This is a genomic window from Streptomyces malaysiensis subsp. samsunensis (genome assembly GCF_024519315.1).
GTDB classification, from domain to species: Bacteria; Actinomycetota; Actinomycetes; order Streptomycetales; family Streptomycetaceae; genus Streptomyces; species Streptomyces malaysiensis.
Genome location: NZ_JANIIC010000030.1, coordinates 15304 through 38806, shown reverse-complemented (window position 1 = coordinate 38806; position 23503 = coordinate 15304). Strand labels below are relative to the sequence as shown.

Below are 23503 nucleotides of genomic sequence, written 5' to 3'. Positions count from 1 at the left end.
CAGGAACGGCGGCCTGTCAGGCTGCGTCGGGGTAGGCGGCGGTGGCGCGGATTTCGACGAGCAGCCCGGGGTTGGCCAGACCACTGACGCCGATCAGTGACCAGGTCGGGTAGAGAGGGTCGATCAGGCGCGCCTTGATCTTGGAGAAGCCGGGCAGGTGCCGGATGTCGTCAGGGATGGTGCCGTCGGCTCGGCGACCGACCGTGCCGGCTATGGACAGATGCCCGTGCGAGCGAACGGCGGCGGAGCAGCCGAAGTCCGCGAAGGCGCTGACGGTTTTCCGAAGACTTCGGAGTCCTCGGGGATCTCGACAGTGTGGATGGTCATTGAGGCGTTTCCAATTGTTGTTACTGAGTCGTGGGTGGGGGAGTCTCAGTCGCCCCAGCGGGACGAGCTGAAGAAAAGTTCCATCCTGGTCCGGCACGAAGTCCTCGCGTTGCGGGGTGCATTCTTCGTGCGAACGGATCATGTCCAGCCGCGGGTACACGGCGCACATGGCATCGGCTTGCTCGTCGGTGACCGCCTCGACGTGGTACATCGGGCCGCCAAAGCCGAGAGTGACGCCTTCGCCGACCAGCACGCACAGCGTGCCGCGCGATGCCCGGCGAGGTGTGCAAAGCGATCGCCTGCCACACCCGATAGGCGTCCGATGTGGGCACCCTGGGTTCGACGAGGAATGCGGCGGCGCGATCGACGCCTTCGACCTCGAATCGCTGACTGTTCGGGCTGTCCGTGGCGACACCGAGGTCGTGCATCGCTTGAACGGAGACCATCAGGTCGTCGTTGTAGTCGGTGCCCGCGGACAGGTCGAGGTGACGGCCACCAGCAGGTGACTGCGGACGTTGTGGTTGAACACCGACGACGTCTCCACCACGGCCTCGGCCAGCGGTGTGATCAGGTCGGCCAACCCCTCGGTGGTCGCCTCACAGGTAGGCCTGGTCATGTCCTCAGCTTGCTGGCAACGCTTTGACCTGGCGATAGGCAAAATTGCCTGACTTCGATAGGATCTTGCCATGAGCGTTCATCGGGTCGCGATCCTGGCCCTGGACGGGGTCACGCCCCTTGATCTGGCGATCCCAGCGCAGATCTTCTCCGCACGGGAGACCCCGTACCAGACGACCGTGTGCACCTTCGACGCGAAGGTGCACACCACCGGGGGCTTCGCGGTAGTCACCGACGGAGGCTTGGAACAGGTAGGCGCCGCTGACACCGTGATCGTCCGGGGTCCGAGCCACCCCGTCGACAGCCGGAAGCCATGCTCACCGCGCTGGCCGAGGCACACGAGCAGGGTAAGCGAATGGTGTCGATCTGCACGGGATCGTTCGCGCTGGCCGCGGCAGGTGTGCTGGACGGCCTGCGTGCCACCACCCACTGGCAGTACGTCGATGAGTTCGACCGCGCTTTCCCTGCTGTGTCAGTAGATCGCGACGTGCTCTACGTCGACGAGGGCAACGTCCTCACCTCGGCCGGAGGATGCTGCGGCATCGACCTGTGTCTGCACATCGTGCGCCGCGACCTCGGCGCGGCAGTGGCCAACCGGATCGCCCGCGGCCTGGTCACCGCCCCACACCGCGAAGGCGGGCAAGCCCAGTACGTGCCCGCCCCCGTCGCAGTAGCCGACGACGCGTCGCTGTCCGACACTCGCGAATGGGCTCTGCAACGCCTCGGCGAGCAGATCACACTACGCCAGCTCGCCCGGCACGCGGGCCTCTCACAGCGCACCCTCATGCGCCGGTTCACCGAGGAGACCGGCACGACCCCATTGCAGTGGCTACTCGACGCCCGCCTTGGCCTGGCGCGAGAACTACTGGAGACCACCGATCACCCAGTGGACCGCGTGGCACGTGACTGCGGACCAGGCACAGCCGCCAACCTGCGACTGCACTTCCGGCGCGCGCTGAACACCACCCCCACCGCCTACCGGCGCACCTTCGGGAGCTGACGCTAGCATGACAGACGCGCGTTCGCCACAGGCTCCGCCGAGCATCCCCGGCCCACTGGGGTTCCCTCACGCCGGAAATCGGGCGGATACGGCAGGCCACGCTCGTCAGCGGGCTGCTCGTCGGCGATGAGAGCGGTTTCGATGGCTCGGGTGCGTTCGATTGGAAGGGCCGGGTGTACAAGCTGCACTGCGGAGCCACAACGCTGGCCCCGATCGGCCTGTGCCCCAGCAAAGGTGCTCTGGCAGCCAGCCATGGCCCCTGACGCGCCAGCCGGCCGTGCTCAGCGACTACAACGGCTGGGCGAACAGCGGTGAGTGCGAGCTGAAGCGACGGGAGTATTCGGCAGGAGCGGTGCCCAGAGCTTTGACGAAGGCGCGGCGCATCGCCTCCGGCGTGCCATATCCGCAGGCTCGGGAGATCTGTCCCACACCATCGGCCGTGTCTTCGAGAAGTCGCCAGGCGTGTTCCAGGCGTACACGCTCGACATACCTGCCGGGTGTCGTCCCGGTCTCCATCTGGAAGGCACGGGCAAAGTGCCGAGGGGAGAGGCTGGCGCGCTCTGCGAGGCTCTCGACGGACAGATCCGCGTCCGGGTGCTCGCTGATCCACTACCGGACCTCGCGCCCGTCGCCGATGAGGCGGTCGGCGGGCGCCCGGTTGTCATCGACCTGTCCGTACGGCGGCGGTACTGCGCAGCCCCCCACCTGTAGAAAGGTGACGTTCGTCGAGCAGGCCGAGGGACTGACGGAGCGTTACCGGCGACGCTCGCCGAGCATCCCCGTTCCGCCCGCGTAACACCTCAAGTCGTCGGGATCGACGAGTTCGCGCTGCGCAAGGGGCACCGTTACGCCACCATCATCACCGACGCCTCCACGGGAGAGCGGATCGATGTGCTGCCAGACCGGAGGGCCACCACGGTCACCGCCTGGCGGCGCGAGCATCCCGGCATCCAGGCGGCGTGCCGGGACGGAGTCGGCGGATTCGCCCAAGCAATCACCGACGCCGACCTATCGTGCAGGTGGCCGACCGCCGGCACCTGTGGCATGGACTCATCGAAGCAGCCTGGAAACAGGAAGGTCGAGTAGCACCCGAGTTCAGCCCCGTCGGCCCTTGAGCCGCAGAGTCATGCTAGGTTTCAGTCGTACTGCAAGTAGAGAAGGCGATGGCATCCCTTCGTAACCACAACTGGCACTCCGTCGATGGCTTCGAACGCAATCGCGGGACACCGAGTGGTGCCCTTCCATTGCCGGCTGAGGCGCGTCCACATACCTGCCCCAAGGAACGTTCATGTCCACCGAAGACACCCTCAACTCCGCAAAGTGCGACCAGCCATGACCGAGGTCCTCCTCTCTCTCCATGTCCTGGCCGCCATCATTGCGATCGGCCCTGTCAGCATCGCCGCCAGCATGTTCCCGCCAGCCGCCCGCCGTGCCGTAGCCAACGGCCCGGATCCGTCCGGGACCGCGGCCGTCCAGCTCTTGCACCGCATCTGCCGCGTCTATGCCGGCATCGGCCTGGCCGTACCTGTCTTCGGCTTCGCCACCGCCTCCTACATGAACGTCCTGGGTAGCGGATGGTTGATCACCTCCATCCTCCTGACCGCAGCCGCGGCCGGCATCCTCGTTGCTTTCGTCCTGCCCCGCCAGGACAAACTCCTCGACGACATCACCAACCACAACCCCATCGAACAGTCACGCACGGCTCAGCTAGCCATGTTCACCGGTTTCTTCAACCTGTTGTGGGCGATTGTCACCGTCCTGATGATCGTTCGCCCGGGCTCCACCACTGGAGCATGACCATGCGCCGCAACCGCACTCATCTAAAAATCGCGGCCGTGGTCGAGCTCGTCTCCCTGGCTGTCCTCCTGATCAACCTGGCCACCCTGCGCTATCCCGCCGTTGCCTCCCTGACCGGCCCCATCCACGGCTGCGCGTACCTCGTCGCCATCCTCAGCGTCCTACGGGACCCAATGAAACGAGGCACAACCATCGCTCTGGCCCTCATCCCAGGCGCTGGAGCCACCCTCGCCCTACGCCAACTCGCCTCCGCCAACGAAGAACCAACAGCAGCTGCGCGAGCCTGACCTCACTGCACAAAAAACACAACTCAGTCCATGAACCTCAACTCCCTGTGTCTTCCCGACGTCGGTCCCTGGTCAGGATGAGTGACGACACCTCCACCACCGAGTCCGGCAGGATCCCGAACAAGGGCAAGCTGGCCAAGGACCTCAACGAGGTCATCCGCTACACCCTGTGGTCCGTCTTCAAGCTGAAGGACGCGCTCCCCGGGGACCGCGCCGGCTACGCCGACGAGGTACAGGAGCTGTTCGACCAGCTCGCCGCCAAGGACGTGACCATCCGCGGCACCTACGACCTGTCCGGCCTGCGTGCCGACGCCGACCTCATGATCTGGTGGCACACCGAGACCGCCGACCAGCTCCAGCAGGCGTACAACCTCTTCCGCCGCACGAAGCTGGGCCGCGCGCTGGAGCCGGTGTGGTCGAACATGGCGCTGCACCGCCCGGCCGAGTTCAACCGTTCGCACATCCCGGCGTTCCTCGCCGACGAGACGCCCCGCGCCTACGTGAGTGTCTACCCGTTCGTGCGCTCCTACGACTGGTACCTGCTGCCCGACGAGGACCGCCGCCGCATGCTCGCCGACCACGGCAAGATGGCCCGCGGTTACCCGGACGTGCGCGCCAACACGGTCGCCTCCTTCTCGCTGGGCGACTACGAGTGGATCCTCGCCTTCGAGGCCGACGAGCTGCACCGCATCGTCGACCTCATGCACCATTTGCGCGCCTCGGAGGCCCGCATGCACGTCCGCGAGGAGATCCCGTTCTTCACGGGGCGCCGCAAGGACATCGCCGAGCTGATCGCCGGGCTCGCCTGAGCGGAGGAGAAGTGACCGGCCCCACGGTACGGGTGTCCCGGGCCAGCTCGCCCTCCGTGGAACCGGTGGTGCCAGGCGTACGCTTGGTGGCGGGGGAACGGTGAGCCGGGTATCGACCGCTTCGGTGGTACTCGCCGCTCCGGGTCCATAGCGCGATGCACGCCCGCTGTCCGCATCACATAAGGCCCTTGAGATGCGCTTCGGACACGTGCACCTAGGAGGCGGAATGACCGCCAGTCCTGCCGGTGGTCGGCCGGAGGATACGGGCGACGCGGAAGCCGCGGTGGATGCCCTCCGGCTGGAGCTAGCAGCAGCGGCTGAGGGAATGGCCGACGTGGACGTGCTGCGTCTCGCCGCTCAGCAGGCCGCGGTCGGCGTCGGTGGGCTGGCCGGACTGGTGCATCTGGCAGGGCCGGAAGAGAAAACGCTGCTGCTGGCCGCGGCGGCCGGACTGCCCGCGCGCCTGGCCCAGGCGTGGGAGCGCATCTCCCGCGTGGACAGCCCAGCCCTGGCCGGGGCGGTGACCGAGACCATGGCGCCGCGCGAGGTGACGTGGTCCCCGCCCCCGCTGCCACCCGAACGCTGCGCGGGGTTCCCCGGGGGGTGGGAAACCACGGTGGGGGTACTGTCCGTCCCGATCACCGCGGGGGGCACCCCGGTCGGGGCGCTGTCGGTGCTGACGAGCCGCGTTCCGGACGCGGCCCGACGTGCGTTCCTTGCCGGTCTGGCCAGGACGACCAGTCGGCAACTCCTGCGCGCGAGGCGATGGCGCGTCGCCCTGGCCCCGTGGTGGCAGGAGCCCGCGCGCCCCCGGGCCGTGCAGCCGGTCAGGCTGGGAACGTGGGCCTGGGACCTGGCCACGGGACGGTTGGACATCGACCAGGTCGCCGAGGAGGTGATCCGCGGCGCTGGACTGTCCCCGGACAGATGGGCAAGCCGGATCGATGCCTGGTTTTCCCGCGTGCACCCCGATGACCGCCCGGCGGTCGACGCCGAAGCCGAGCGGGCGCTGGAAACCGACCAGTTGTACGCGATGGAGTACCGTGTCGTCGGGGAGGACGGGCGGATCTCCTGGATGGAGGCGCGGGGGAAAGGCGAGTACGACAAGGCCGGCCGCCTGGCGCGGATGACCGGCACCGTCCTGGACATCACCGCACGGCGCTCCCAGCACGAATGGCTCGCCGGGCTGCTGGAGCTGCACCCCGAGCCCATCGACGTGCTGGACGCCGACAACCGCGTGGCCTGGGCCAACCGCGCGAGTCGAGGGATGGCCGCCGAGAAGGGCACACAGATCGTGGGCGCCGTGCCGTGGGAAGCTCTGCCCGGTCTACGCGGCCGTGGCCTGCCCCAGCTCGTCGACCGCGCCAGGACCGCGCCGGGATCCTTGGCCTTTCTGGAGATGGAGCTGCCGGCGGAAGATCACGGCGCTTCGGCCTACTACCAGGTGCGGGCCGTGGAGGTCGGCGGCCACGTCGCCGTCCAGCGGGCCGATGTCACCGAGCAGCGCCGGGCCGAGCGGGCCGCGGCGGAACGGACGCAGCGGGTCGCGGACCTGAACGCCGCTCTGGCAATGGCCCTGGAGACCGCCGATGTGGCGGACGCCGTCACCGAGCACGTGCTGCCACTGTTCGGCGCGACCGGTCTGGTCATGCACGACCAGACCGGCCCCGGTCCCCGCGTCGTCGGCGCGGTCGGCTACCCGGAGAAGTTCCTCGCTGAGCTGAAGCGGCTGGAGCATTCCACCCGTCCTCCGGTGGAGATCACCGCCATGAGCGCGCCGCAGTACGTCTCCTCGACGGAGGAGTTCGCGCGCCGCTGGCCCAGGCTGGAGTCCTTGGCCCGCCTCGGCCGCAAGCAGGCCTGGGCCGTACTGCCGCTGCTTGTCGGGGAGCAACGCGTCGGGTCCTGCGTCATCAGCTGGGCCGATCCGCGGCCGTTCCGTGCGGAGGAACGGACCCTCCTGAAGGCCGTCGCGACCTTCATCGCCCAGGCCCTGAGGAACGCCCGGCTGTACGAGCAGACGCGTGCCCGCGCGGAGCGCCTCCAGCGGGAACTGCTACCGGGCGAGCTGCCCGGCCTGGTCGGCGTGACCGCCGCCGCCCGCTACCGGGCCGCTGCCGGGCAGGACGTGGGCGGGGACTGGTTTGACACCGTCCCCCTGCCCGGCGGCCGGGTCCTGGCCGTCATCGGCGACGTGATGGGCCACGGCCTGGAACAGGCCATCATCATGGGCATCATCCGTCACGCGGTCCTGGTGATGGCCACCCTGGACATGCCCGCCGAGGACATCATGGCCCACCTCGGCGATGTCGCGGCCCGCCTGGAGCGCCGCACGCCCGACGCCCCCTCGTACGCCACCGCCCTGATCGTCCTGTACGACCCCACGGCCGGCAGCTGCCGCATCGTCAACGCCGGTCACCCGCCGCCGTTGATCCTCCGCCCCGATGGCCAGGAACCGCCGCGGACCCTGGACGTCCCGCCCAGCCCCCCGCTCGGCGTCGCCGACGACGCGGCCGGGGTACCGTCTACCGTCACCCAAGTGGACGTGGAGCCCGGCAGCGTTCTGATCCTCTACACCAACGGCCTGCTCGGCGCGGACGCCACCCCCCCGGGGCCGCTGGCCGAGGCCGCGACCGCCTATGCCGCCGCCCACCCCGGCACAGGCGGGCGGGCCCCGGACACAGCCTGGCTGGAGGGGCTGTGCCAGGCGATCGTCACCGGCTCGCCCACCACGTCCGACCGCCGGGATGACGCCGCGCTCCTGGTACTGTCCGCCGGCCGCGTCCCCGCGGGTCACATCGCGGCCTGGGACCTGCCCTGCGCCGCGGAGTCCGCCCGCAGCGCCCGCGCCCTGGTGACCGACCGTCTTGCCGGCTGGGCCCTCACCTCCCTGGTCGACCCCCTACAGCTCATCGTGAGCGAGCTGATCGGGAACACCGTCCGCCACGCCTCCGGCCTGCCCGACCAGAACGCGCAGAACTCCCAGAACGACCAGAGTCACCCCTCCGGCATGGTGCGCCTGCGGCTCCTGCATCTGGAGACCCGCGTGGTGTGCGAGGTGTATGACGGCTCCGAGGCGACGCCACGGGTGCGGCACCCCGCCCTCACCGACGAATTCGGCCGCGGTCTGCAACTGGTGGCGCTGTCCTCTGACGGCTGGGGCGCCCGCTACACGGAGGGCGGGAAATGCGTTTGGGCCCGCCTGGACATCTCGCCGGTGGCCACCGCGCCGTGACCCACGCCCTCAGCCCGAGCACCCCGTGATTCCCCCGTCGAGGGGGATGACCGCGGCAGTGACGTAGGCGCCGGCCCGCGAGGCGAGGAACCGCACGGCGCCAACGATGTCCCCGGCGAGCCCGTACCGGCCCAGCGGAACCCGGGCCAGCAACTCGGTCTCGACGCCCTGGCCGGCGGCCACGTGGCCGAGCATGTCAGTCAGGAAGGGCCCCGGGGCGATCGCGTTCACGGTGATGTGCTCCGCCGCCAGCCGTTTGGCAAGGTGTCTGGTCAGCATGTGCAGCCCTGCCTTGCCGGCGCTGTAGGAGTAGTTCTCCCACAGGGGGGCGTTGATCCCATCGACGCTGCCGATATTGATGACGCGGGCGGGGCGGTCGGCCCGCCCTGCTCGTCGCAGCAGCGGCAGAATCCCGACGGTCAGGTCGAAGGGAGCGATGAGGTTGGTGCCGAGTACCTTCGTCCAGCCCGCTGTGGGGAACGCCTCCAGCGGGGCGCCCCAAGTCGTCCCCGCGTTGTTGACCAGGATGTCCACGCTGTGGTGGTGCTCGGCGAGCCAGGCCGCGAGCCGTTGGCAGCCCTCCGGGGAGGAGAGGTCGGCCGGTGTGGCGGTGCAGTGGCCCCGGACCCCGGAGGCGTTGATCGCCTCGGCCGCGGCACGGCACTGATCGGCCTTCCTGCTCGCGATGACCACCTGTGCGCCGTCCCGTGCGAGGCCCCGCGCGATCATGGCGCCGATCCCGCGCGAGCCGCCGGTCACCACGGCCGTCCGGCCGTGTACGGAGAACAGATCGGCGTCGTCGGGTCCTGATTGTGATAGCGGTGTCGGTTCCATGCCGGTGACGCTAGTGCCGCGGCAGGGCGACGGCTTGGGCTACCGCGCAGCGGGCTTGCCCGGCGCGCGCATGGCCGCGCCGCCTCAGGAAGCCAGGCCGCTCCGGGCGCGAGTGTCGGAGGGCCGCTCCCCGAATGTGCGCCGGTAGGCGTTGCTGAAGGTGCTCAGGTCGCCGAAGCCGGAAGAGTGGGCCACGGCGGTGATGGTCTGGTGGCGCCGGCCCGGGTCCTGCAACCGCAGCCGTGCCAGCGCGAGCCGTTCCTCGCGGATCAGCTCCGAGATCGTCGTCCCGGCCCGCTGGAGCTGGGCCTGGATGTGGCGCAGGGACCAGCCCAGCCGGGCCGCTATGAGGGCGCCGGTGAGACCGGGGTCGTGGGCGTTGGCCCGGACGAAGCTCCGGATCGCGGTGACCAGCTCTTCCTGGACGGCCGCGGACAGCGCGGTGTGCCCGGCGTTGCAGGCCAGGGCCAGGACATCGACGACGCGGTCAGCGACGGCGTCGAATGCGGCGGCGTCGACCGCGCCCCGCTGCCGACGCAGGCTGCGCAGCATGTCGACGGCGATGCGGCCAAGACCCGAGCCCGCGTCGAGGACGGCGCCCGCGCGCGGGCGCCGCGTAAGGCGGGCCTCCAGCAACTCCCGTGGGATGACGAAGGCCATCGAGGAGAACCGATCGCCGTGGCGCAGGTCCAACGCGCGGTCCAGGGACGCCAGCGTCATGGTCGACGGGCGGACGTCGACCGTGGTGTCCTCCTGCCGGATGGTGAGGACGCCCCTCACGGGTACCAGGAGCTCGTAGGCGCCATGGGGATGGCGGCGGATGTCCGCCTCACGCCGGGAGATGCGCTCCTCGTCGCCCCACCAGCGGACCAACTGGTAGGAGGCGGAGCGTTGATGCTCGATCCTGCCGCGGTAGTCGTCCCGGAGCGCGAACGTCATCGGACAGTGGATGGCGGAGACCAGGTCGCGCCACCACGCACCGCGCTCCCCCGGTGCGTACTCGTCGCTGCTCAGCTTCTCGACGGCGTACATGGTTCAACTTCCTCACCGCGGGCCGCGCTACCCCGCGAACTGGCGGCCGACGCTACGCCACGCCTGCCGACCGGTCAATGCCCCGGCTCAGCGCAGCTCCCGCTTGAGGATCTTGCCGGTGGCGTTCACGGGCAGGGTCTCGCGGAACTCCACGAGACGTGGACACTTGTAAACGGCCAGGCGCTCCCGGCACCAGGCGATCAGCTCGAGCTCGGAGACCGTGCTGCCCGGTTGCCGGATGACGTACGCCTTGACCTCCTCCCCCACCCGGTCGTCCGGCACTCCCACCACCGCGACCAGGCTCACCGAGGGATGAGTCATGAGGGCTTCCTCGACCTCCCGCGGGTACACGTTGAATCCGCCCCGCACGATCAGGTCCTTGGCCCGGTCGACGATGAAGTAGTAGCCCTCCTCGTCACGGGTGGCGATGTCGCCGGTGCGGAACCATCCGTCACGCAGCACCTCCGCCGTGGCCTCCGGGCGGCCCAGGTAGCCCTTCATGACGTTGTGGCCACGCACCGCGATCTCGCCGGGTTGTCCCGCGGCGACTTCGCTCCAGTCCGGGGCGATCAGCTTGACCTCCACACCCCAGACGGGCAGCCCGATCGAACCCGGCTTGCTCGGCCGGTCGAGGCGGTTGAAGGCGACCGTCGGGCTGGTCTCGGACAGGCCGTAGCCCTCCCGGATGCCCAGGCCGAACACGTCGCGGAACTGGGAGAGCGTGTCGACGGACAGTGCCGCGCCGCCCGAGACCGCGACCCGCAGCGTGGCGGCGAGGCCTGAGGCGGGGTCGTCCGAGCCGGCTGAGGCCAGCAGAGCCCAGTACATCGTCGGCACACCGGCGAAGAAGGTCACGTGGTGCTCGGCCATCAACTCCAGCGCGGTCCGCCCGCCGAACCGAGGCATCAGCACCAGCGTCGACCCGACGGCGAAGCCCGCGTTGAGCTGCACGGTCTGCCCGAAGGAGTGGAACAGCGGCAGGGGCACCAGGTGCACGTCGTCCTGGCGAGCCTCGAATAGCGGATGCGTGGCGAGGGCGTTCATCACGACGTTCGCGTGCGACAGTTGGGCGCCCTTCGGCCTGCCGGTCGTACCGCTCGTGTACAGGACCACCGCCGTGTCGGTGGCCTCGGTGGGGACGAGCACATCATCGGCCGGTCGGCCCCGCAGGGCCTCGGTGAGTGTGGGCAGGCCCGGCGGGACGGTCGCCCCGGGGCTGTCGATCACGAAGAGGAACGCGCAGGACGCGGAGTCCTCGAAGCCGCGCCATGCCTCGTCATCCGGGGAGCCGACCAGGCAGAAGTAGGCCCGCGCCCCGGAGTCCCGGAGGTGGTAGGCGACCTCGCCGCGCTTCAGCATGGTGTTGAGCGGCACGACCACGGCGCCAGCCTTGAGGATGCCGAAGTACACCGCCGGGAATTCGAGCACGTTCGGGCAGGTGAGGGCGACGCGATCGCCGGGCCGGAGGCCCTTGTCCAACAGCAGGCGTGCCACCCGGTTGGCGGCCTCGTCCACCTCGCGGTAGGTCATCGAGCGCTCCCCCTCGATGACCGCTGCCTTGCCGGGCAGACGGCGTGCGCTGTCGGTGAGCATCAGGGACAGGTTGAGCATGGCGGTGCGTCCTCCTGCGGAACGGTGCGGGCGGGGCGGGTAATTGCCCGGGTTCGGTCGTCGTCCGGGGCCGCTCAGGCCCACTCCCACTGGTACTCGGCGCCCAACCGCCGGGCGAGCGGCTTGAGCACGCTCTCCTCGAGGACCCCGATCGTGTCGACACCGGGCATCGGAGAAGCCGCCATCACCTCTCCGAGCACCTCGGGCGCGAGTTCGGGCGCCGGCTCCCCGGCGGCGAGCGCGTACCGCTGGAGGTGGTTGCGGAACCGCTGGTCGCACGGGGGCATGCCAAAGTTCGCCGAGTGCCGCATCGCTTCGTCCAGCGGGATGAACTCGACATTCCGGTCGATGAAGGCGTCCAGGATGTCCCCCAGGACATCGGCCGCGATCGGGCTGCCGTGGATCAGCCAGATGTACGGGACATCCGCGCCGAACAGCCCGCGGGCGGACACGGCGTGCGCGGCCAGCATGTCGACGGCGGCCGAGACGTAGGTGTCCCGCAGCCGCTTCCGTGCCGCGGCGTCGCCATTGGTGAGGGCCCGGTAGTAGGGCACGATCCAGGCGAAGTCGCTGAACCACGCGGTGATCGGCGCGTTCCGGTACCCGTGGTCCCTGAGGTACTCCTCCACCTGGCCCCGCTTGCTCTCGGACCCGGAGGACATGTCCATCGGGTACCGGAAGTAGCGCTGCGGCGCGGACTCGATGAGCCGGCCGATGCGGCGTTCGGCGCGCGCGATGTCCGCACAGAAGTCCTCGGCCGGCATCCACCGCAGCGGGGCGTGGTGGTGCGTGTGGTTGCCGAGGTGGTGCCCGGCCTCCACCCACGCCTCGAACGCTGCGATCAGGGCCGGATCCCGCTCGACCGGATAGGAGTGCGCGAACGCGTAGGTGCTCGGCACACCGTGCTCGGTCAGCGTCCGCGCCACCGAGCGGGTGATGTCCACAGGCGAGGAGCCGGCCGGCAGGGGAACGCCGTCCCAGAGAAGGAGGTCGTCGACCGTGACGGCGACCTTGACCGGGCCGGCGGGAGAGATGTCGCTCATGAGCACTCCGTTGTGTCTCCGTTGTGTGACCGCGGCCGTCACACTCCGACGGCCGAACGCCCCGAACGTAGGAACGCATCACCGGTCACGTCTTGGCCGTACACGCCGGGCCGCTTTCGCTGGACGCACGTCGGCCGGTCGTGCGCCGACGACTGGCGATGTGCGCGCACGGCCAAGCGGTGAACGGCCCCCCGCCCTACTCTCGGCCGCCGGAAAGGAGATCCCATGACACACCCTGTATCCACCTCACGCCGGTTCGTCCTCGCCCGACGGCCGCACGGGCAGGTCCGCGAAGAAGACTTCGCGCTCATGCGGGCCGACGTCGGAGCGGTGCCCGACGGCGGCGTCCTGCTGGAGACCCTCTTCATCTCCCTGGACCCCGCGATCCGCAGCTGGCTCGACGACCGGCCCAGCTACCTGCCGCCGGTCGCCATCGGTGACCCGGTCCGGTCGCTCGGCCTCGCCCGGGTCACCGAGTCGAGGAACCCGGCGTTCTGTGTCGGGGACATCGTCCGCGGATTCACCGGATGGCAGGAACGGCACGTCGTACCGTCGCCCGGAGCGGAGTGGGCCAGGATCACGCCGAAGCCCGGAGTCCCCCTCGAAACCTGGCTGGGCGCCCTGGGCATGACCGGCCTCACGGCATGGATCGGCGTTTACGACATCCTGCGGCCGTCGGCGGGCGACACCGTCCTGGTCACCGCGGCGGGCGGCGCGGTCGGCTCCCTCGCCGCTCAGCTCGCCAAGCGGGCTGGCGCCCGCGTCATCGGCACGGCGGGTGGCGCCGAGAAGTGCGACCTGCTCACCACTCGCCTGGGTCTGGACGCGGCCGTCGACCGCCGTGCCGACGACTGGCGCGACCACCTGGCCGCGGCGGCGCCCGCCGGCATCGACCGTGTATTCGAGAACGCCGGGGCCCCGTGTTCGACGCGACCATCGCGCTCCTGAACGACCACGCGCGCATCGCCCTCTGCGGCCTCATCGACGGCTGCAACCTGCCCCACCGGCCACCCGGGCCGTCGAACTTCGGGATGCTGCTCACCAAGCGCGTTACGACGCAAGGGTTCATCGTGCTCGACCACATGAGCCGCGCCCGCGAGGCCGAGGAACACCTCGCCTCCCTGATCCGGGACAAGGAGATCGACCCCTGCAGACCGTTGTCCCAGGCTTCGAGCACCTCCCGAGGACGTTCGTGCAAACCTTCACGCACAGTCGACACCCCGGCAAACTGGTCGTCGACGTGACCTAGCCTCAATACCGGGACCCTGTTGGTGATCTTCTGAGGTCATGCGGTGGCGGTGCAGAGGGAGTGGAAGCGTGTTGATCGGCGGCGGCTGGCCGTCGGCTGGGCGATCCAGTCGGCGACGCGGGTGAGGTTGCAGGCCAGTGCGGTCAGGGCGTGCTGGACGTGCGTTCTGGCGAGGGGACGGTCGGGACAGGCAAGGCAGGTGGCCTTGTCGAATCGGGTCTGAATGTAGTCGTGTCCGTTGATGCGCGGTGGTCCCCACTGCTGACTGATCTGCCCGCGAGTCCATGTGACCTGCTCATTGTCCCAGTCCACGGCGAAAGCGGACGTGTCGAAGCCGCCACCGCTCCTGGCCTGATGGCTGTGGTCGGGCACCACCGGGCCCAGCAGGGTGATGCCGTGGACTCGGCGGGCGCGTTCGATCCGGGCCGGGGTGATGTAGGCGGCATCGACGACATGTCCGGCCGGGGCCAGGCGGGCGTCGGCGAGGTCGTCGTGGATCTGTTCGGTGATTTCGCCGTCCTGGACCGGGGCGATCGTGGTGGCCACGTGGATGACCACCTCCGGCGGGTCGGTGTCACAGGTCTCGGTCAGGTGGACCCGGTAGCCGCTCCAGGCGGTGTCCCGCTTGAGGCAGTAGTGGGCGTCGGTGCCGTAAGGGGAGTCGAACCGCAGGTGTGCTGGGGGCAGTGCGTGGCCGTCGCACCGGCGCAGACACCCGTGGGTGTACCAGTAGTAGTGATGGACCCAGACCTGCCGCAGGATCTCCACCTGCGGTAACGTCCGCAGGCGGGGGTCGGGCTTGGGGTGCCCACGCGGCGGTCGGGATCTTCTGGCCGTCCCGGCCGAAGGTCTCCGCAAGGGGGGTGACCCCGGCTTTCCCACCGAGGACCTTCCCGATCTCGATCTTACGCCCGTAACGCTTGTCCCCTTCCGGCTCGATCAAGGGCAGCAGCCAGTCCCCGTCGGCCTCGGCCGGCTCTTCCAGCGCGACCCGCAGCGTCTCGCCGGCCAGTTCCAGCCGGCTGAGCGTGCGGACCGCCGCCATAACGTGAGCGGCGTGGGTGCGCTGACGACCTCCGGCTTTCAGCAACCCGGCCTCCACCAGCCGCTCCAGCATCACCGTCAGCAGCCGGTCAGCGGCATCACCCTCGGCCAGCCCGGCCCGGAACTCCCACAGCACTGAGTAGTCGAACCCGGCATCGTCCAGCTCCATCCCGAGGGCATATTTCCAGTCGATGCGGGTGCGGACCGCGTCGGCGGCCTGCCGGTCGGAGAGGTTCTCGGCGAACTACAGCACCGACACCAGCGCCAACTGTCCCGGTGACAGACCCGGACGGCGGTATGCAGGCCGGTGGCGTCAGCCTTGGCCCGCTGGAGGCGGCGGTCGTTGAAGACCATGGATTCTTCGCCGTACCGGCATGTGGTGCCGAGTGGTTCTCCCGTGAAGGTGAGTTCGCTGTCAGTCGGCGGGATGGCCGTGGGTTCTCGGGGCCGACGATGTCGAGCCATTTGTCTCGGTCCTCGGCGGGAACCCACATGCGCGAGTAGCTGTGCGGATCACGTTGACCTGGGATCCGCATCGGCACGTATGTGCCGTCGGCGCTGGCCGTGACGAGTTCGTCGATCTCGGTGTGGCGTTTCTGCGGGATGATGCACAGGGCCAGAAGGTCCCAGCCGCCGCGGTCCACCAGGCAATCGACGAGGTCGCCCGGATCGACTCCGCCCTGGTCGAGGTTGGAGGGTGCGGGGGTCGACGGCTTCGGCGGGTGCACTCTTGGCGTACGGACCGTCGGGGTCGTTGTCAGGGCCGTGGGGCAGGAGCCAGAAGACGCGGCGGCGGAAGGTTCCCGAAGCGCACAGCGCCCCAAGCGACCCAACGTCAGGCATTGGCGGAGCGGCCACGCCGGCCAACTGGCGGGCCCGATGCAGCCGCGCAAGCAGGGCCCGTGTGCCGTCTGGGTATCGGGGCGTGTATATGTTGCGCAGGACTGTAGGTACGGGCGGGAGCGGATGCGGCACGAGCACCAGTCGGCACACGCCGAGGCGCGGGGAGACAGTGGCGCGATGTGTCGCTTTGGTCCAGCCGGAGTCGGCCCGGGTCCGGCAGGCCCTGCGCCCGCGCGCCCCGCTGGCGCTCCAGGCCCACCGGCGGACGATCGAGACCTACGACGCGATCCCGGACTTGCAGGCATGGGGACAACCCGGCCCGTACGAGCGGGCGCGTACGTACGCCCAGCAGATCGGGGTGAGCGGCGAGCAGTTGGAGGCGACCGTGCTTGCTGGTGCGCTCTGGCAGGCGCGGCGGGCAAAATTGGCTGGGGACGAGAAGCAGGCCGAGCCCGGCGGCCTTCCGGGGATCAAGAACGGAAGTACGCAACTGCTGCGCGCGATCGCGCGGGCCTGCCCAGGACGGCCGATGCCCTCCCGGGCCAGCCCGTCACCCGGCATCAGCCCTGTCCCCCGTCACGCCGTCGGCGACCGCCGGGGGCAGAAAGCGCAGGAGAAGCATGACCACGGCTCTGATCACCGGCGGTAGCTCCGGTATCGGCGAAGGCTTCGCCCGGCGGCTTGCCTCCGAGGGACACGACCTGGTCCTGGTCGCCCGCAGCAAGGAACGCTTGGATGCCGCGGCCGCTGATCTTCACGACCGCTACGGCGTCTACGTGGACACCATCGAGGCCGATCTCACCACCATGGACGGCTGCTCCCAGGTCGAAGATCGATTGCGCAATAGCGCGGTGGACATCCTGGTGAACAACGCGGGCTTCGGTCTTCCCACGCCGTATCCGCGCAGCGCGATCGCGGATGAGGAGAGGATGATCGACATCCTGATCCGGGCCCCGCTGCGGCTGACCTATGCTGCGATCCCAGGGATGACCGAGCGAGGCAGGGGCGCGATCTTCAACATAGCGTCTGTGGCCGGTCTGCTACCTACTGGCACGTACGGCGCGGCCAAGGCGTGGCTGATCCGGTTTTCCGAGTCTCTCCGCCACGACCTCAAGGGGCGCGGCGTACGGGTCCTCGCTGTCGCGCCTGGGTTCACCCGTACCCCAGGTGCGGCAGGTATCCCGGTACCCCACTGGCTCTGGCTGGAGGTCGATCAAGTCGTCGACCAGGCGATGAAAGACCTGAAGCGGGGCCGACCGGTGAGCATCGCAGGCTGGCACTTCAAATTGTACGACCAGGCGGTCCGGCACCTGCCGCGCCGGATCGTTGCAACCATGGCCCGGTCCCGTAAGCCACACGCATAGCGGCAGCCTACAGAAAACCAGCGCATAGAGGACCGCATGGTGCCGCTCACCGAAGCCTGGGACAGCGGTGCCTCCACCCGGTCGGCGCAGGAACGCCAGGACTACGCCAACGACATCGGCGACACCAGGTCCCTTGTCGCGGTGAGCGCTTGGGAGAACCGTTCCAAGGCCGACCAGGACCCCAATCAGCGGCTTCCCACTGATCCGGGAGCCCACTGCCGGTACATCGGGGAATGGACCGTGATGAAGTCCCGCTGGGGACTGTCAGCAGACCCAAGCGAGGTGACCGCACTCACCGATCTCGCGGACAGTTGCCAAGACGCACGCATCACCTACTGACTTGAAGTCAGTAGCCGCGCAGCCATCGAGCAGAGGTACCATCCACCACCAACATGAAAAAGCCCCAGACGAGAAAGCTTGTGATGGACACCTCTACTGACAACACCAGCCTGAAGTCCCAGTACACGGCGCAGATCACCGCCGACCTCGAACGCAACACAGCCGAACACGAACGCCTGAGCACCGAAATCACGTCCCTGCAACAGCAACTGTCGGCACTGGAAACCAACCGGGCGCTCCTGCTCAGTATGCGGCAGACCCTCGGTGACGAAGCCGCCGGTGACGTACCCGAGAACACCGACGTCAGCAACTCTGCGAATGGCTCGTCCGCCGTACAGAAGTCCGCGGAGACACCGGCGCCGCGCAAGCCGAAGAGGAAGACCGGCACGACCGGCACCGGACAGAAGCAAGCAGAGCCGGGCAAGAGCCGCTCCAACCGGGTACGAAAAGCGGGTGGGGCCACACTCGGGGACCTCATCCGTGACGACCTCACCCAGCACGGTGAACCGCGCTCCGCGGCCGAAGTCACCACCGCTCTCACTCAGGCCCTCCCGGACCGCGAGATCAAGGCCACAGTCGTGCGCAGCACGCTCGAGGCACTCGTCGCCAAGGGGCAAGCACACCGCACCAAGCAGCAGAGGGCCGTTTTCTACTCGGCCACTGCCCCGGAGGCAGCCCCCGACATGGGTGAGCCCGCCAATACCTGAGGAGCTCCAGTTCTTCCGTCCCGCATGGGGCTGGAGTCCGTCGCGATCACGCTGATCACCGGCGAGGAGTGGCTCGAGCACCGGGGATCGGTGGGCCGGCCCTGGTACGGCGACATGAAGGTCCTCGACCCAAGGTGCTCTCCTCGGTCGTGGTCGGCCTGCCCGACGACGACCTGGGGCAGCGGGCCCATGCCATCGTGCAGGCCGAGCCCGGCACCACTGCGCGGGAACTCCTCGACTTCCTCGTCGACCGGCTGGTCCGCTACAAGATCCCCGGTCGGTCGAGTTCACCGACCGGCCACTGCGCGACGACTCCGGCAAGGTGCGCCGCAGCCGGCTGCGCGACGTCGGGATCGAAAGGCTGAAAACCCGTGCCTGAGACCACCTTCGAGCGCATTCGCTACGACGTTCCCGTCGATCGGGTCGCCCGCATCACCTGACTCGTCCGGAGAAGCACAACGCGCAGGACACGACCGGTGGCTACCGCCGGCCTGGCCAGACCGGGCCGATGGCCAATGAGGAGGAGTTCTACCTCGTGATGTGCTGGCGGCTCGACGACCAGCGGCAGGCTGAGCCTGGCGCACTCGTCGACCAGACTGCGGAGGACGTAGCGCTGGTGCAAGGTCGAGTTCCCGGGGTACGTCGACACCCCGGCGGGCGAGGAGGCCGCGGCGGACGCCTGCTGGGAACTCGACGCGGGCGTCGACGTGCTGTGGGTCATCCTCTCCGCGGGCGTGGGCTACGAGGACTTCAGGACCCAGGTCGAGATCGCGGGCAAGGCGGGCGCCTCCGGATACCTCGCGGGACAGTCGATCTGGCGGGACGCGGTGTCGAACCACGACCCCGCCGAGCGCGCCGCCGCGATCGAGCTCGCGCGCGGGCGACTCGACGAACTCAACAAGGTGACGCGGGCCTACGGGCGCCCGTTCCACCCGGCCGCCTCACTGCCCGAGGCGATCGAGGCCGTGCCCGACGGCTGGTTCTCCTCCTGGCACCCGGCCACCTGACCCCACAGATCGCGGTGCCCGACGGGGACACCCGGGCCCCTCTGGCACCGCGCCCCGCAGGACGCGCCCCCCACCACGGCATCCGGGCAGTGGCTCGACATCGGCACCGGCATTCCGACCAAGCCCAATCTGCACGAGGTGGCACAGTCCGTGGCACCCGACGCCCGCATCGTCCACGTGGACAACGACCCGATCGCCCTCGTTCACGCACAGACCCCGCTCAACAGCTCCGCGGAGGGCCGCACCACCTACATCAGGGCGGATGCCAACGAACCCGACACCATACTCCGGTCCCCCGAGGTGTTCGGAGTTGGCATGACTGCTTCTCCTCGTCGAGGAGGGGCCCGCTCCTGGACGGGGCCCGGGGACGGGAAGACGCACACGGTGGTCCACACGTACGGGGAAGCCGCGCGCCCGGCGGACGGCGAGCAGATGGGGGCGACGGGCCGGGAAGCAGGCAGGGAACGACGCCGGACGCGCCGGGTCGGGCTCGATCACGCCCATCCCCCGAAGCGCATCCGTGGCCCTCCGAAGAGGGAACCGACAAAGTTACACTGTAGTGTAGCTATCGTGTCCATGTGGGCGACGAGACGGAGACCCGAATGAGCGTTGAGCAAGTCGAGCCGGCCAACAGCCGTCGCCAACGGCGGTGGCAGGACGTGCACGATCGCTTGTACGACGCCGCTTGCGAGCTCTTCCTCGAGTCCGACTTCGTCAGCACCTCCGTCGACGAGATCGCCGAGCGGGCCGATGTCGCGCGGAAGACGGCCTACAACCACTTCCCACGCAAGCGTGACTTCATCTCGGAGTGGGGGCGGCGACGGCGTCTGTTCGTACAGGGAGAGCTGTCGGAGGAGGTAGTGGCGACGCACTCCTTCGAGGATGTCCTTCGCCACTACTTCCGCGCTCTGGTGAGGATCAACCAAGTACAGCGCCCGTTGACGATCCGCATGCTGATGGGCTGGCGTGAATCGGGAGGTCCGTTCGATGTCGACCCCCACCTCCTGGTCGAGGTGTTCCGGGACATCACCACCAGAGCGGTCGACCGTGGCGAGCTCCGGGCGTCCACCCACCCTGCGCGTGTGGCCACGATCCTGTACAGCTGCTACTTCGGGATTCTGTACGAATGGGTCGCCGGCTCCGATCAGGAAGCCCCGTTCGACCTCGCGCAGGCGTACACCCAGCTGCTCGACTTGACGTTCGCGGGCCTGCTCAAACGACCGGCCTGACGGATCAGACGAGGTCGTCGTCGAACGAATCGGTGGTTTCGTCGCCGCCGAGATGTGCGGTCACCGCCAGGAAGCCTTCCCGAAGGTGGTTCTCGATCGCCGCTGCCGCCGCGTCGGGATCACCCGACCGGACCGCACGGACGATCTCCCGGTGCTCCTCCCCCGATGCGCGGAGTCGCTCCGGCAATCCCAGGAGCACATCCCAGGGAAACGAGGTCCACAGCGAGGCGATGTGGTCGGCCAGTCCAGGCATACCGCAGCGGTCATAGAAAAAGAAGTGGAACGTGCGGTTGAGTCGACGGACCTGCTCCGAGTCGTGCGCAGATCCCGCTCGTTCCATGTCGGCGACGAGCGCCTCGGCGGTTCGCATGTCGAGTGCCGACACCCGCACCGTCGCCCGTCTCATCGCGTAGGTCTCGGCGAGCCGGCGCAGGACGTAGATGGTCTCCACCCTGGCGAGGTCGACTGCCGCGACCCGGACGCCGCGGTGTGGCTCCGAGATGACCAGCCCGTCGGATTCCAGGATGCGGAAGGCTTCTCGCACGGGTGTGATGCTCGTCTGGAAGCGCTCGGCCAGCGCGTCCTGACGAAGGCGTTCGCCACGGCGGATCTCACCTGAGAAGATCAGCTGACGGAGGTCATCGACGATCTGGTCCCGCTTGGTACCCAGCGGTTGCTGCGATCGCACGTCACATCCTTCGCGGCTCGGCACACCGAGTCATCATGGTAGCGCCAGTGGCGGTGGGTCCCTGCTCGACTGTACCGCTCAGGTGATCATCGATGTCCTCCCGGAAAGTCCCAGCTCGGCCAGGACAGCCTCGGTGTGCTCGCCGACCGCGGGGATCCTGTCCATCCGCGGTTCGACACCCTCCATGCAGATCGGGGGCAGGGTGGCCCGGAGGTGGCCGACCGGGGAGTCAACGTCGCGCCATCGGCCCCGACTGCTCAGCTGAGGGTGCTCAAGCACACTGTGGAGGTCGCGTTGACGCGCGTGAGCGATCGCTGCCTGCTCGAGTCGCGCCTGGAACTGCTCGCCGGTGAGCATCACAAGGTGATCGTGGATCAGGCGATCAAGTTCCTCGCGGTGGCGCACCCGCAGTGCCCCGGTGGCGAACCGGGGGTCGGCCGACACATTGGAGTCATCGAGCACGATCGAGCAGAACGCCTCCCACTCACGCTCGTTCTGGACCGACAGCACCACGTCGGTTCCGTCGCCGGCTCGGAACGTGCCGTAAGGCGCGATCGCCGCATGGCTTGTGCCGGTGCGCTTCGGCGCGTTCCCGCCATGGCCCGTGTAGTACAGCGGATATCCCATCCACTCGACGAGCGCGTCGAAGAGGCTGATGTCCAGCGCGGTGCCGACATTGGTGCGTTGGCGGTCGTAGAGCGCGGTCAGGATGCCGGAGAAGGCGTACATACCGGCGGCGATGTCCGCGGCGGGAATGCCGGTCTTCGCCGGCTCGGCCTCGGTTCCGGTGATCGATACCAGACCCGCCTCGGACTGAATCAACAGGTCATACGCCTTGGCATCCCGCAGCGGGCCGTTGGTCCCGTAACCACTGACGGAGCACGTGATCAGCCGCGGCCATCGTGCGCGCAGCTCCGCCGCGCCGAGTCCGAGTCGATCGGCCGCGCCGGGAGCCAGGTTCTGCACGAACACGTCAGTCCGTTCGAGCAAAGCGGCCATGACGTCATGTGAGCTGGGGTCCTTCAGGTCCAGCGCCACGCTCTCCTTCGACCGGTTCAGCCATACGAAGTGACTTGACATCCCTCGCACGGTCTCGTCGTAGTCGCGGGCGAAGTCACCGCGGCCGGGTCGTTCGATCTTGATGACCCGGGCACCCAGGTCGGCAAGCTGACGGGTCGCGAACGGGGCGGCGACGGCCTGTTCGCAGGAGACGACCGTAACGCCCCGCAACGGGAGGTCGCGCGGGAGCCGGGCGACCGGGAGAGCCGATCCGGAAGTATGATGCATGAAAGAAAGGATAATGCATGAAACTGGAGGCTGATTCTCTTGGCCATGCTCGCTCCCTGCTGTTCGTCCCCGGTGATCGTGCGGATCTCTTCGATCGCGCGGTGAGATCCGGTGCGGATGCCGTCGTCATCGACCTCGAAGACGCGGTCGCACAGGACCGGAAGACGGCTGCCCGAGAGGCGGCTCGCGCCTGGCTCGACCGTGGTGGCTCGGCCATCGTGCGGGTGAACCCGCAAGAAACCGAAGGATTCAGTGCCGACATCAGCGCCGTCGGAAGACTGGCGACCGCCATCATGCTGCCCAAGTGCGAGGACCCGAGCGACGTCGAGCGCGTGCGCGCCGAAGCGCGGCATCCGGCCCCCGTCATACCTCTCGTGGAAACCGCGGCGGGTCTGGCGAACGTCGAGACGCTGTGCCGAGCCGAGGGGGTGGTGCGCGCGGCGCTGGGGAACGTCGATCTGGCCACGGAGCCGGGTGTGGCGCCCGATGACGATGAGGCGCTGCTGCATGCGCACTCCCGTCTGGTGATCGCGTCGGCAGCGGCAGGCCGGCCCGGCCCTGTCGACGGGGTGACCACCGACATACACGATCCGTCCAAGGCCCGTACCGACAGTCGGCGTGCGAGACGCCTGGGTCTGACCGCGAAGCTGTGTGTCCATCCACTCCAGGTGCCAGTGGTCAACGACGTGATGACGCCGACGCCAACGGAGATCGCGTGGGCCCGCGAGGTTGTCGACCGCGACAGCGGCGGTGTCCTCGTGATGGACGGCCAGATGATCGACACACCGGTCGTCACTCGGGCGAGCCGCATCCTCGACCAGCGCCGGCGTTTCACAGAGCAGGAATGACCGAGTTCGTCTACGCGCCGGTCCGTCAGCGCGGGCCGGACGCGTACGCATACGTCCGCCTCGTCCTGCCCGCCCCGGTACGGGTCGAAGCCGTCGGCCGCACCTTCCTCACCGTGCCCGGCGACACTCTCGGGGCGCTGGGACACGTACGAGTTCCTCTTCATGGCCAAGGGCGGCGGTTCTGAAGACGCGGGACCTCTTGACAGTGTGACGCGGCATACTCAAAATCATTACACTTCAGTGTAATGATAGATTCGAGTGTAAAAAGTAGGTGACCAGTGCCGGTCGGACGTACGAACAGCGGTGAC

General features: G+C 68.7%; 25 protein-coding genes and 5 pseudogenes. 19 read left to right on the top strand and 11 right to left on the bottom strand.

Going from position 1 to position 23503, the window contains the following annotated elements:
* Positions 1–16: 16 nt before the first annotated feature.
* Together NQU54_RS24530 and NQU54_RS24525 are read right to left on the bottom strand one after the other, a co-directional pair.
* On the bottom strand, positions 17–580 hold the full coding sequence (locus tag NQU54_RS24530) for a RidA family protein (protein ID WP_257633001.1): 564 nt from the start codon (positions 578–580) through the stop codon (positions 17–19).
* 192 nt (positions 581–772) lie between these two features.
* The gene (locus NQU54_RS24525; RefSeq protein WP_257633000.1) at positions 773–943 is read right to left on the bottom strand and encodes a hypothetical protein; all 171 of its coding nucleotides are present in this window, start codon (positions 941–943) and stop codon (positions 773–775) included.
* A gap of 70 nt (positions 944–1013) precedes the next feature.
* Between NQU54_RS24525 and NQU54_RS24520 the strand changes: the two are divergent.
* Positions 1014–1942, top strand: a pseudogene (locus tag NQU54_RS24520) (GlxA family transcriptional regulator).
* Positions 1943–2230: 288 nt separating this feature from the next.
* On the opposite strand, the pseudogene NQU54_RS24515 reads toward NQU54_RS24520, so the two are convergent.
* Positions 2231–2551, bottom strand: a pseudogene (locus NQU54_RS24515) (helix-turn-helix domain-containing protein); the annotation flags it as partial.
* Positions 2552–2755: 204 nt separating this feature from the next.
* Between NQU54_RS24515 and NQU54_RS50180 the strand changes: the two are divergent.
* The 5 genes from NQU54_RS50180 (at position 2756) to NQU54_RS24495 (ending at position 8070) form a co-directional block, all read left to right on the top strand.
* A complete protein-coding gene (locus tag NQU54_RS50180; protein WP_372506015.1) occupies positions 2756–3028 on the top strand; it encodes a transposase in 273 nt (90 codons plus the stop codon).
* Between the two features lie 246 nt (positions 3029–3274).
* The gene (locus NQU54_RS24510; RefSeq protein ID WP_257632999.1) at positions 3275–3739 is read left to right on the top strand and encodes a hypothetical protein; all 465 of its coding nucleotides are present in this window, start codon (positions 3275–3277) and stop codon (positions 3737–3739) included.
* The gene (locus tag NQU54_RS24505; protein WP_257632998.1) at positions 3736–4026 is read left to right on the top strand and encodes a DUF3817 domain-containing protein; all 291 of its coding nucleotides are present in this window, start codon (positions 3736–3738) and stop codon (positions 4024–4026) included. The genes NQU54_RS24510 and NQU54_RS24505 overlap by 4 nt, the downstream gene beginning before the upstream one ends.
* A 77-nt stretch (positions 4027–4103) precedes the next feature.
* The gene (hemQ, locus tag NQU54_RS24500) at positions 4104–4835 is read left to right on the top strand and encodes a hydrogen peroxide-dependent heme synthase (RefSeq protein ID WP_257632997.1); all 732 of its coding nucleotides are present in this window, start codon (positions 4104–4106) and stop codon (positions 4833–4835) included.
* 226 nt (positions 4836–5061) lie between these two features.
* Positions 5062–8070, top strand: coding sequence for a SpoIIE family protein phosphatase (locus tag NQU54_RS24495; RefSeq protein WP_257632996.1), 3009 nt, complete (start codon positions 5062–5064; stop codon positions 8068–8070).
* Positions 8071–8079: 9 nt separating this feature from the next.
* Here NQU54_RS24495 and NQU54_RS24490 read toward each other — a convergent pair whose 3' ends face one another.
* The 4 genes from NQU54_RS24490 to NQU54_RS24475 form a co-directional block, all read right to left on the bottom strand.
* Positions 8080–8904: an SDR family NAD(P)-dependent oxidoreductase gene (locus tag NQU54_RS24490; protein WP_257632995.1), complete on the bottom strand. Its 825-nt coding sequence runs from the start codon at positions 8902–8904 to the stop codon at positions 8080–8082.
* An 84-nt stretch (positions 8905–8988) separates the two neighbouring features.
* Positions 8989–9936, bottom strand: coding sequence for an AraC family transcriptional regulator (locus tag NQU54_RS24485; protein WP_257632994.1), 948 nt, complete (start codon positions 9934–9936; stop codon positions 8989–8991).
* 87 nt (positions 9937–10023) lie between these two features.
* Positions 10024–11547 carry a long-chain-fatty-acid--CoA ligase gene (locus NQU54_RS24480; RefSeq protein ID WP_257632993.1) on the bottom strand — a complete coding sequence of 508 codons (1524 nt, stop codon included), beginning with the start codon at positions 11545–11547 and terminating at the stop codon, positions 10024–10026.
* Between the two features lie 74 nt (positions 11548–11621).
* Entirely contained in the window at positions 11622–12590 is a 969-nt protein-coding gene (locus NQU54_RS24475) for a polysaccharide deacetylase family protein (protein ID WP_257632992.1), read from the bottom strand.
* A 225-nt stretch (positions 12591–12815) separates the two neighbouring features.
* On the opposite strand from NQU54_RS24475, the gene NQU54_RS24470 reads away from it, so the two are divergent.
* Positions 12816–13538 (top strand): MDR family NADP-dependent oxidoreductase, encoded by a 723-nt coding sequence (locus NQU54_RS24470; RefSeq protein ID WP_257632991.1) that lies wholly within the window; start codon positions 12816–12818, stop codon positions 13536–13538.
* Positions 13511–13834, top strand: a complete 324-nt coding sequence (locus NQU54_RS24465) for an MDR/zinc-dependent alcohol dehydrogenase-like family protein (RefSeq protein ID WP_257632990.1) — start codon at positions 13511–13513, stop codon at positions 13832–13834. The genes NQU54_RS24470 and NQU54_RS24465 overlap by 28 nt, the downstream gene beginning before the upstream one ends.
* Before the next feature lie 41 nt (positions 13835–13875).
* Here NQU54_RS24465 and NQU54_RS24460 read toward each other — a convergent pair whose 3' ends face one another.
* Positions 13876–14607 carry a hypothetical protein gene (locus NQU54_RS24460; protein WP_257632989.1) on the bottom strand — a complete coding sequence of 244 codons (732 nt, stop codon included), beginning with the start codon at positions 14605–14607 and terminating at the stop codon, positions 13876–13878.
* 289 nt (positions 14608–14896) lie between these two features.
* Here NQU54_RS24460 and NQU54_RS24455 point away from each other — a divergent pair, with 289 nt between their 5' ends.
* Entirely contained in the window at positions 14897–15022 is a 126-nt protein-coding gene (locus NQU54_RS24455; protein ID WP_257632988.1) for a hypothetical protein, read from the top strand.
* 497 nt (positions 15023–15519) lie between these two features.
* On the opposite strand, the pseudogene NQU54_RS50170 reads toward NQU54_RS24455, so the two are convergent.
* A pseudogene (locus NQU54_RS50170) lies at positions 15520–15693 on the bottom strand (DUF6009 family protein); the annotation flags it as partial.
* Positions 15694–15913: 220 nt separating this feature from the next.
* On the opposite strand from NQU54_RS50170, the gene NQU54_RS24445 reads away from it, so the two are divergent.
* The 8 genes and pseudogenes from NQU54_RS24445 (at position 15914) to NQU54_RS24410 (ending at position 20372) form a co-directional block, all read left to right on the top strand.
* Entirely contained in the window at positions 15914–16375 is a 462-nt protein-coding gene (locus NQU54_RS24445; RefSeq protein WP_257632987.1) for a DUF6545 domain-containing protein, read from the top strand.
* Complete coding sequence (locus tag NQU54_RS24440; RefSeq protein WP_257632986.1) at positions 16347–17090, top strand: SDR family NAD(P)-dependent oxidoreductase; 744 nt, start codon at positions 16347–16349, stop codon at positions 17088–17090. Before NQU54_RS24445 ends, NQU54_RS24440 begins: the two co-directional genes overlap by 29 nt.
* A gap of 36 nt (positions 17091–17126) precedes the next feature.
* On the top strand, positions 17127–17429 hold the full coding sequence (locus NQU54_RS24435; RefSeq protein WP_257632985.1) for an HNH endonuclease family protein: 303 nt from the start codon (positions 17127–17129) through the stop codon (positions 17427–17429).
* An 83-nt stretch (positions 17430–17512) separates the two neighbouring features.
* Positions 17513–18136: a hypothetical protein gene (locus NQU54_RS24430; RefSeq protein ID WP_257632984.1), complete on the top strand. Its 624-nt coding sequence runs from the start codon at positions 17513–17515 to the stop codon at positions 18134–18136.
* A gap of 134 nt (positions 18137–18270) precedes the next feature.
* Entirely contained in the window at positions 18271–18501 is a 231-nt protein-coding gene (locus NQU54_RS24425) for a hypothetical protein (RefSeq protein WP_257632983.1), read from the top strand.
* Positions 18502–18768: 267 nt separating this feature from the next.
* A pseudogene (locus NQU54_RS24420) lies at positions 18769–19143 on the top strand (hypothetical protein); the annotation flags it as partial.
* Positions 19144–19239: 96 nt separating this feature from the next.
* A pseudogene (locus NQU54_RS50165) lies at positions 19240–19749 on the top strand (SAM-dependent methyltransferase); the annotation flags it as partial.
* Entirely contained in the window at positions 19746–20372 is a 627-nt protein-coding gene (locus NQU54_RS24410; protein WP_257632982.1) for a TetR/AcrR family transcriptional regulator, read from the top strand. The pseudogene NQU54_RS50165 and the gene NQU54_RS24410, both read left to right, overlap by 4 nt.
* Before the next feature lie 4 nt (positions 20373–20376).
* On the opposite strand, the gene NQU54_RS24405 is transcribed toward NQU54_RS24410, so the two are convergent.
* Both NQU54_RS24405 and NQU54_RS24400 read right to left on the bottom strand, forming a co-directional pair.
* Positions 20377–21084 carry a GntR family transcriptional regulator gene (locus NQU54_RS24405; RefSeq protein WP_257632981.1) on the bottom strand — a complete coding sequence of 236 codons (708 nt, stop codon included), beginning with the start codon at positions 21082–21084 and terminating at the stop codon, positions 20377–20379.
* 54 nt (positions 21085–21138) lie between these two features.
* Positions 21139–22347, bottom strand: coding sequence for a CaiB/BaiF CoA transferase family protein (locus tag NQU54_RS24400; protein ID WP_257632980.1), 1209 nt, complete (start codon positions 22345–22347; stop codon positions 21139–21141).
* Between the two features lie 17 nt (positions 22348–22364).
* Between NQU54_RS24400 and NQU54_RS24395 the strand changes: the two genes are divergently transcribed.
* Entirely contained in the window at positions 22365–23195 is an 831-nt protein-coding gene (locus tag NQU54_RS24395; protein ID WP_257632979.1) for an HpcH/HpaI aldolase/citrate lyase family protein, read from the top strand.
* The gene (locus NQU54_RS24390) at positions 23192–23380 is read left to right on the top strand and encodes a hypothetical protein (RefSeq protein ID WP_257632978.1); all 189 of its coding nucleotides are present in this window, start codon (positions 23192–23194) and stop codon (positions 23378–23380) included. The genes NQU54_RS24395 and NQU54_RS24390 overlap by 4 nt, the downstream gene beginning before the upstream one ends.
* Positions 23381–23503: the final 123 nt, after the last annotated feature.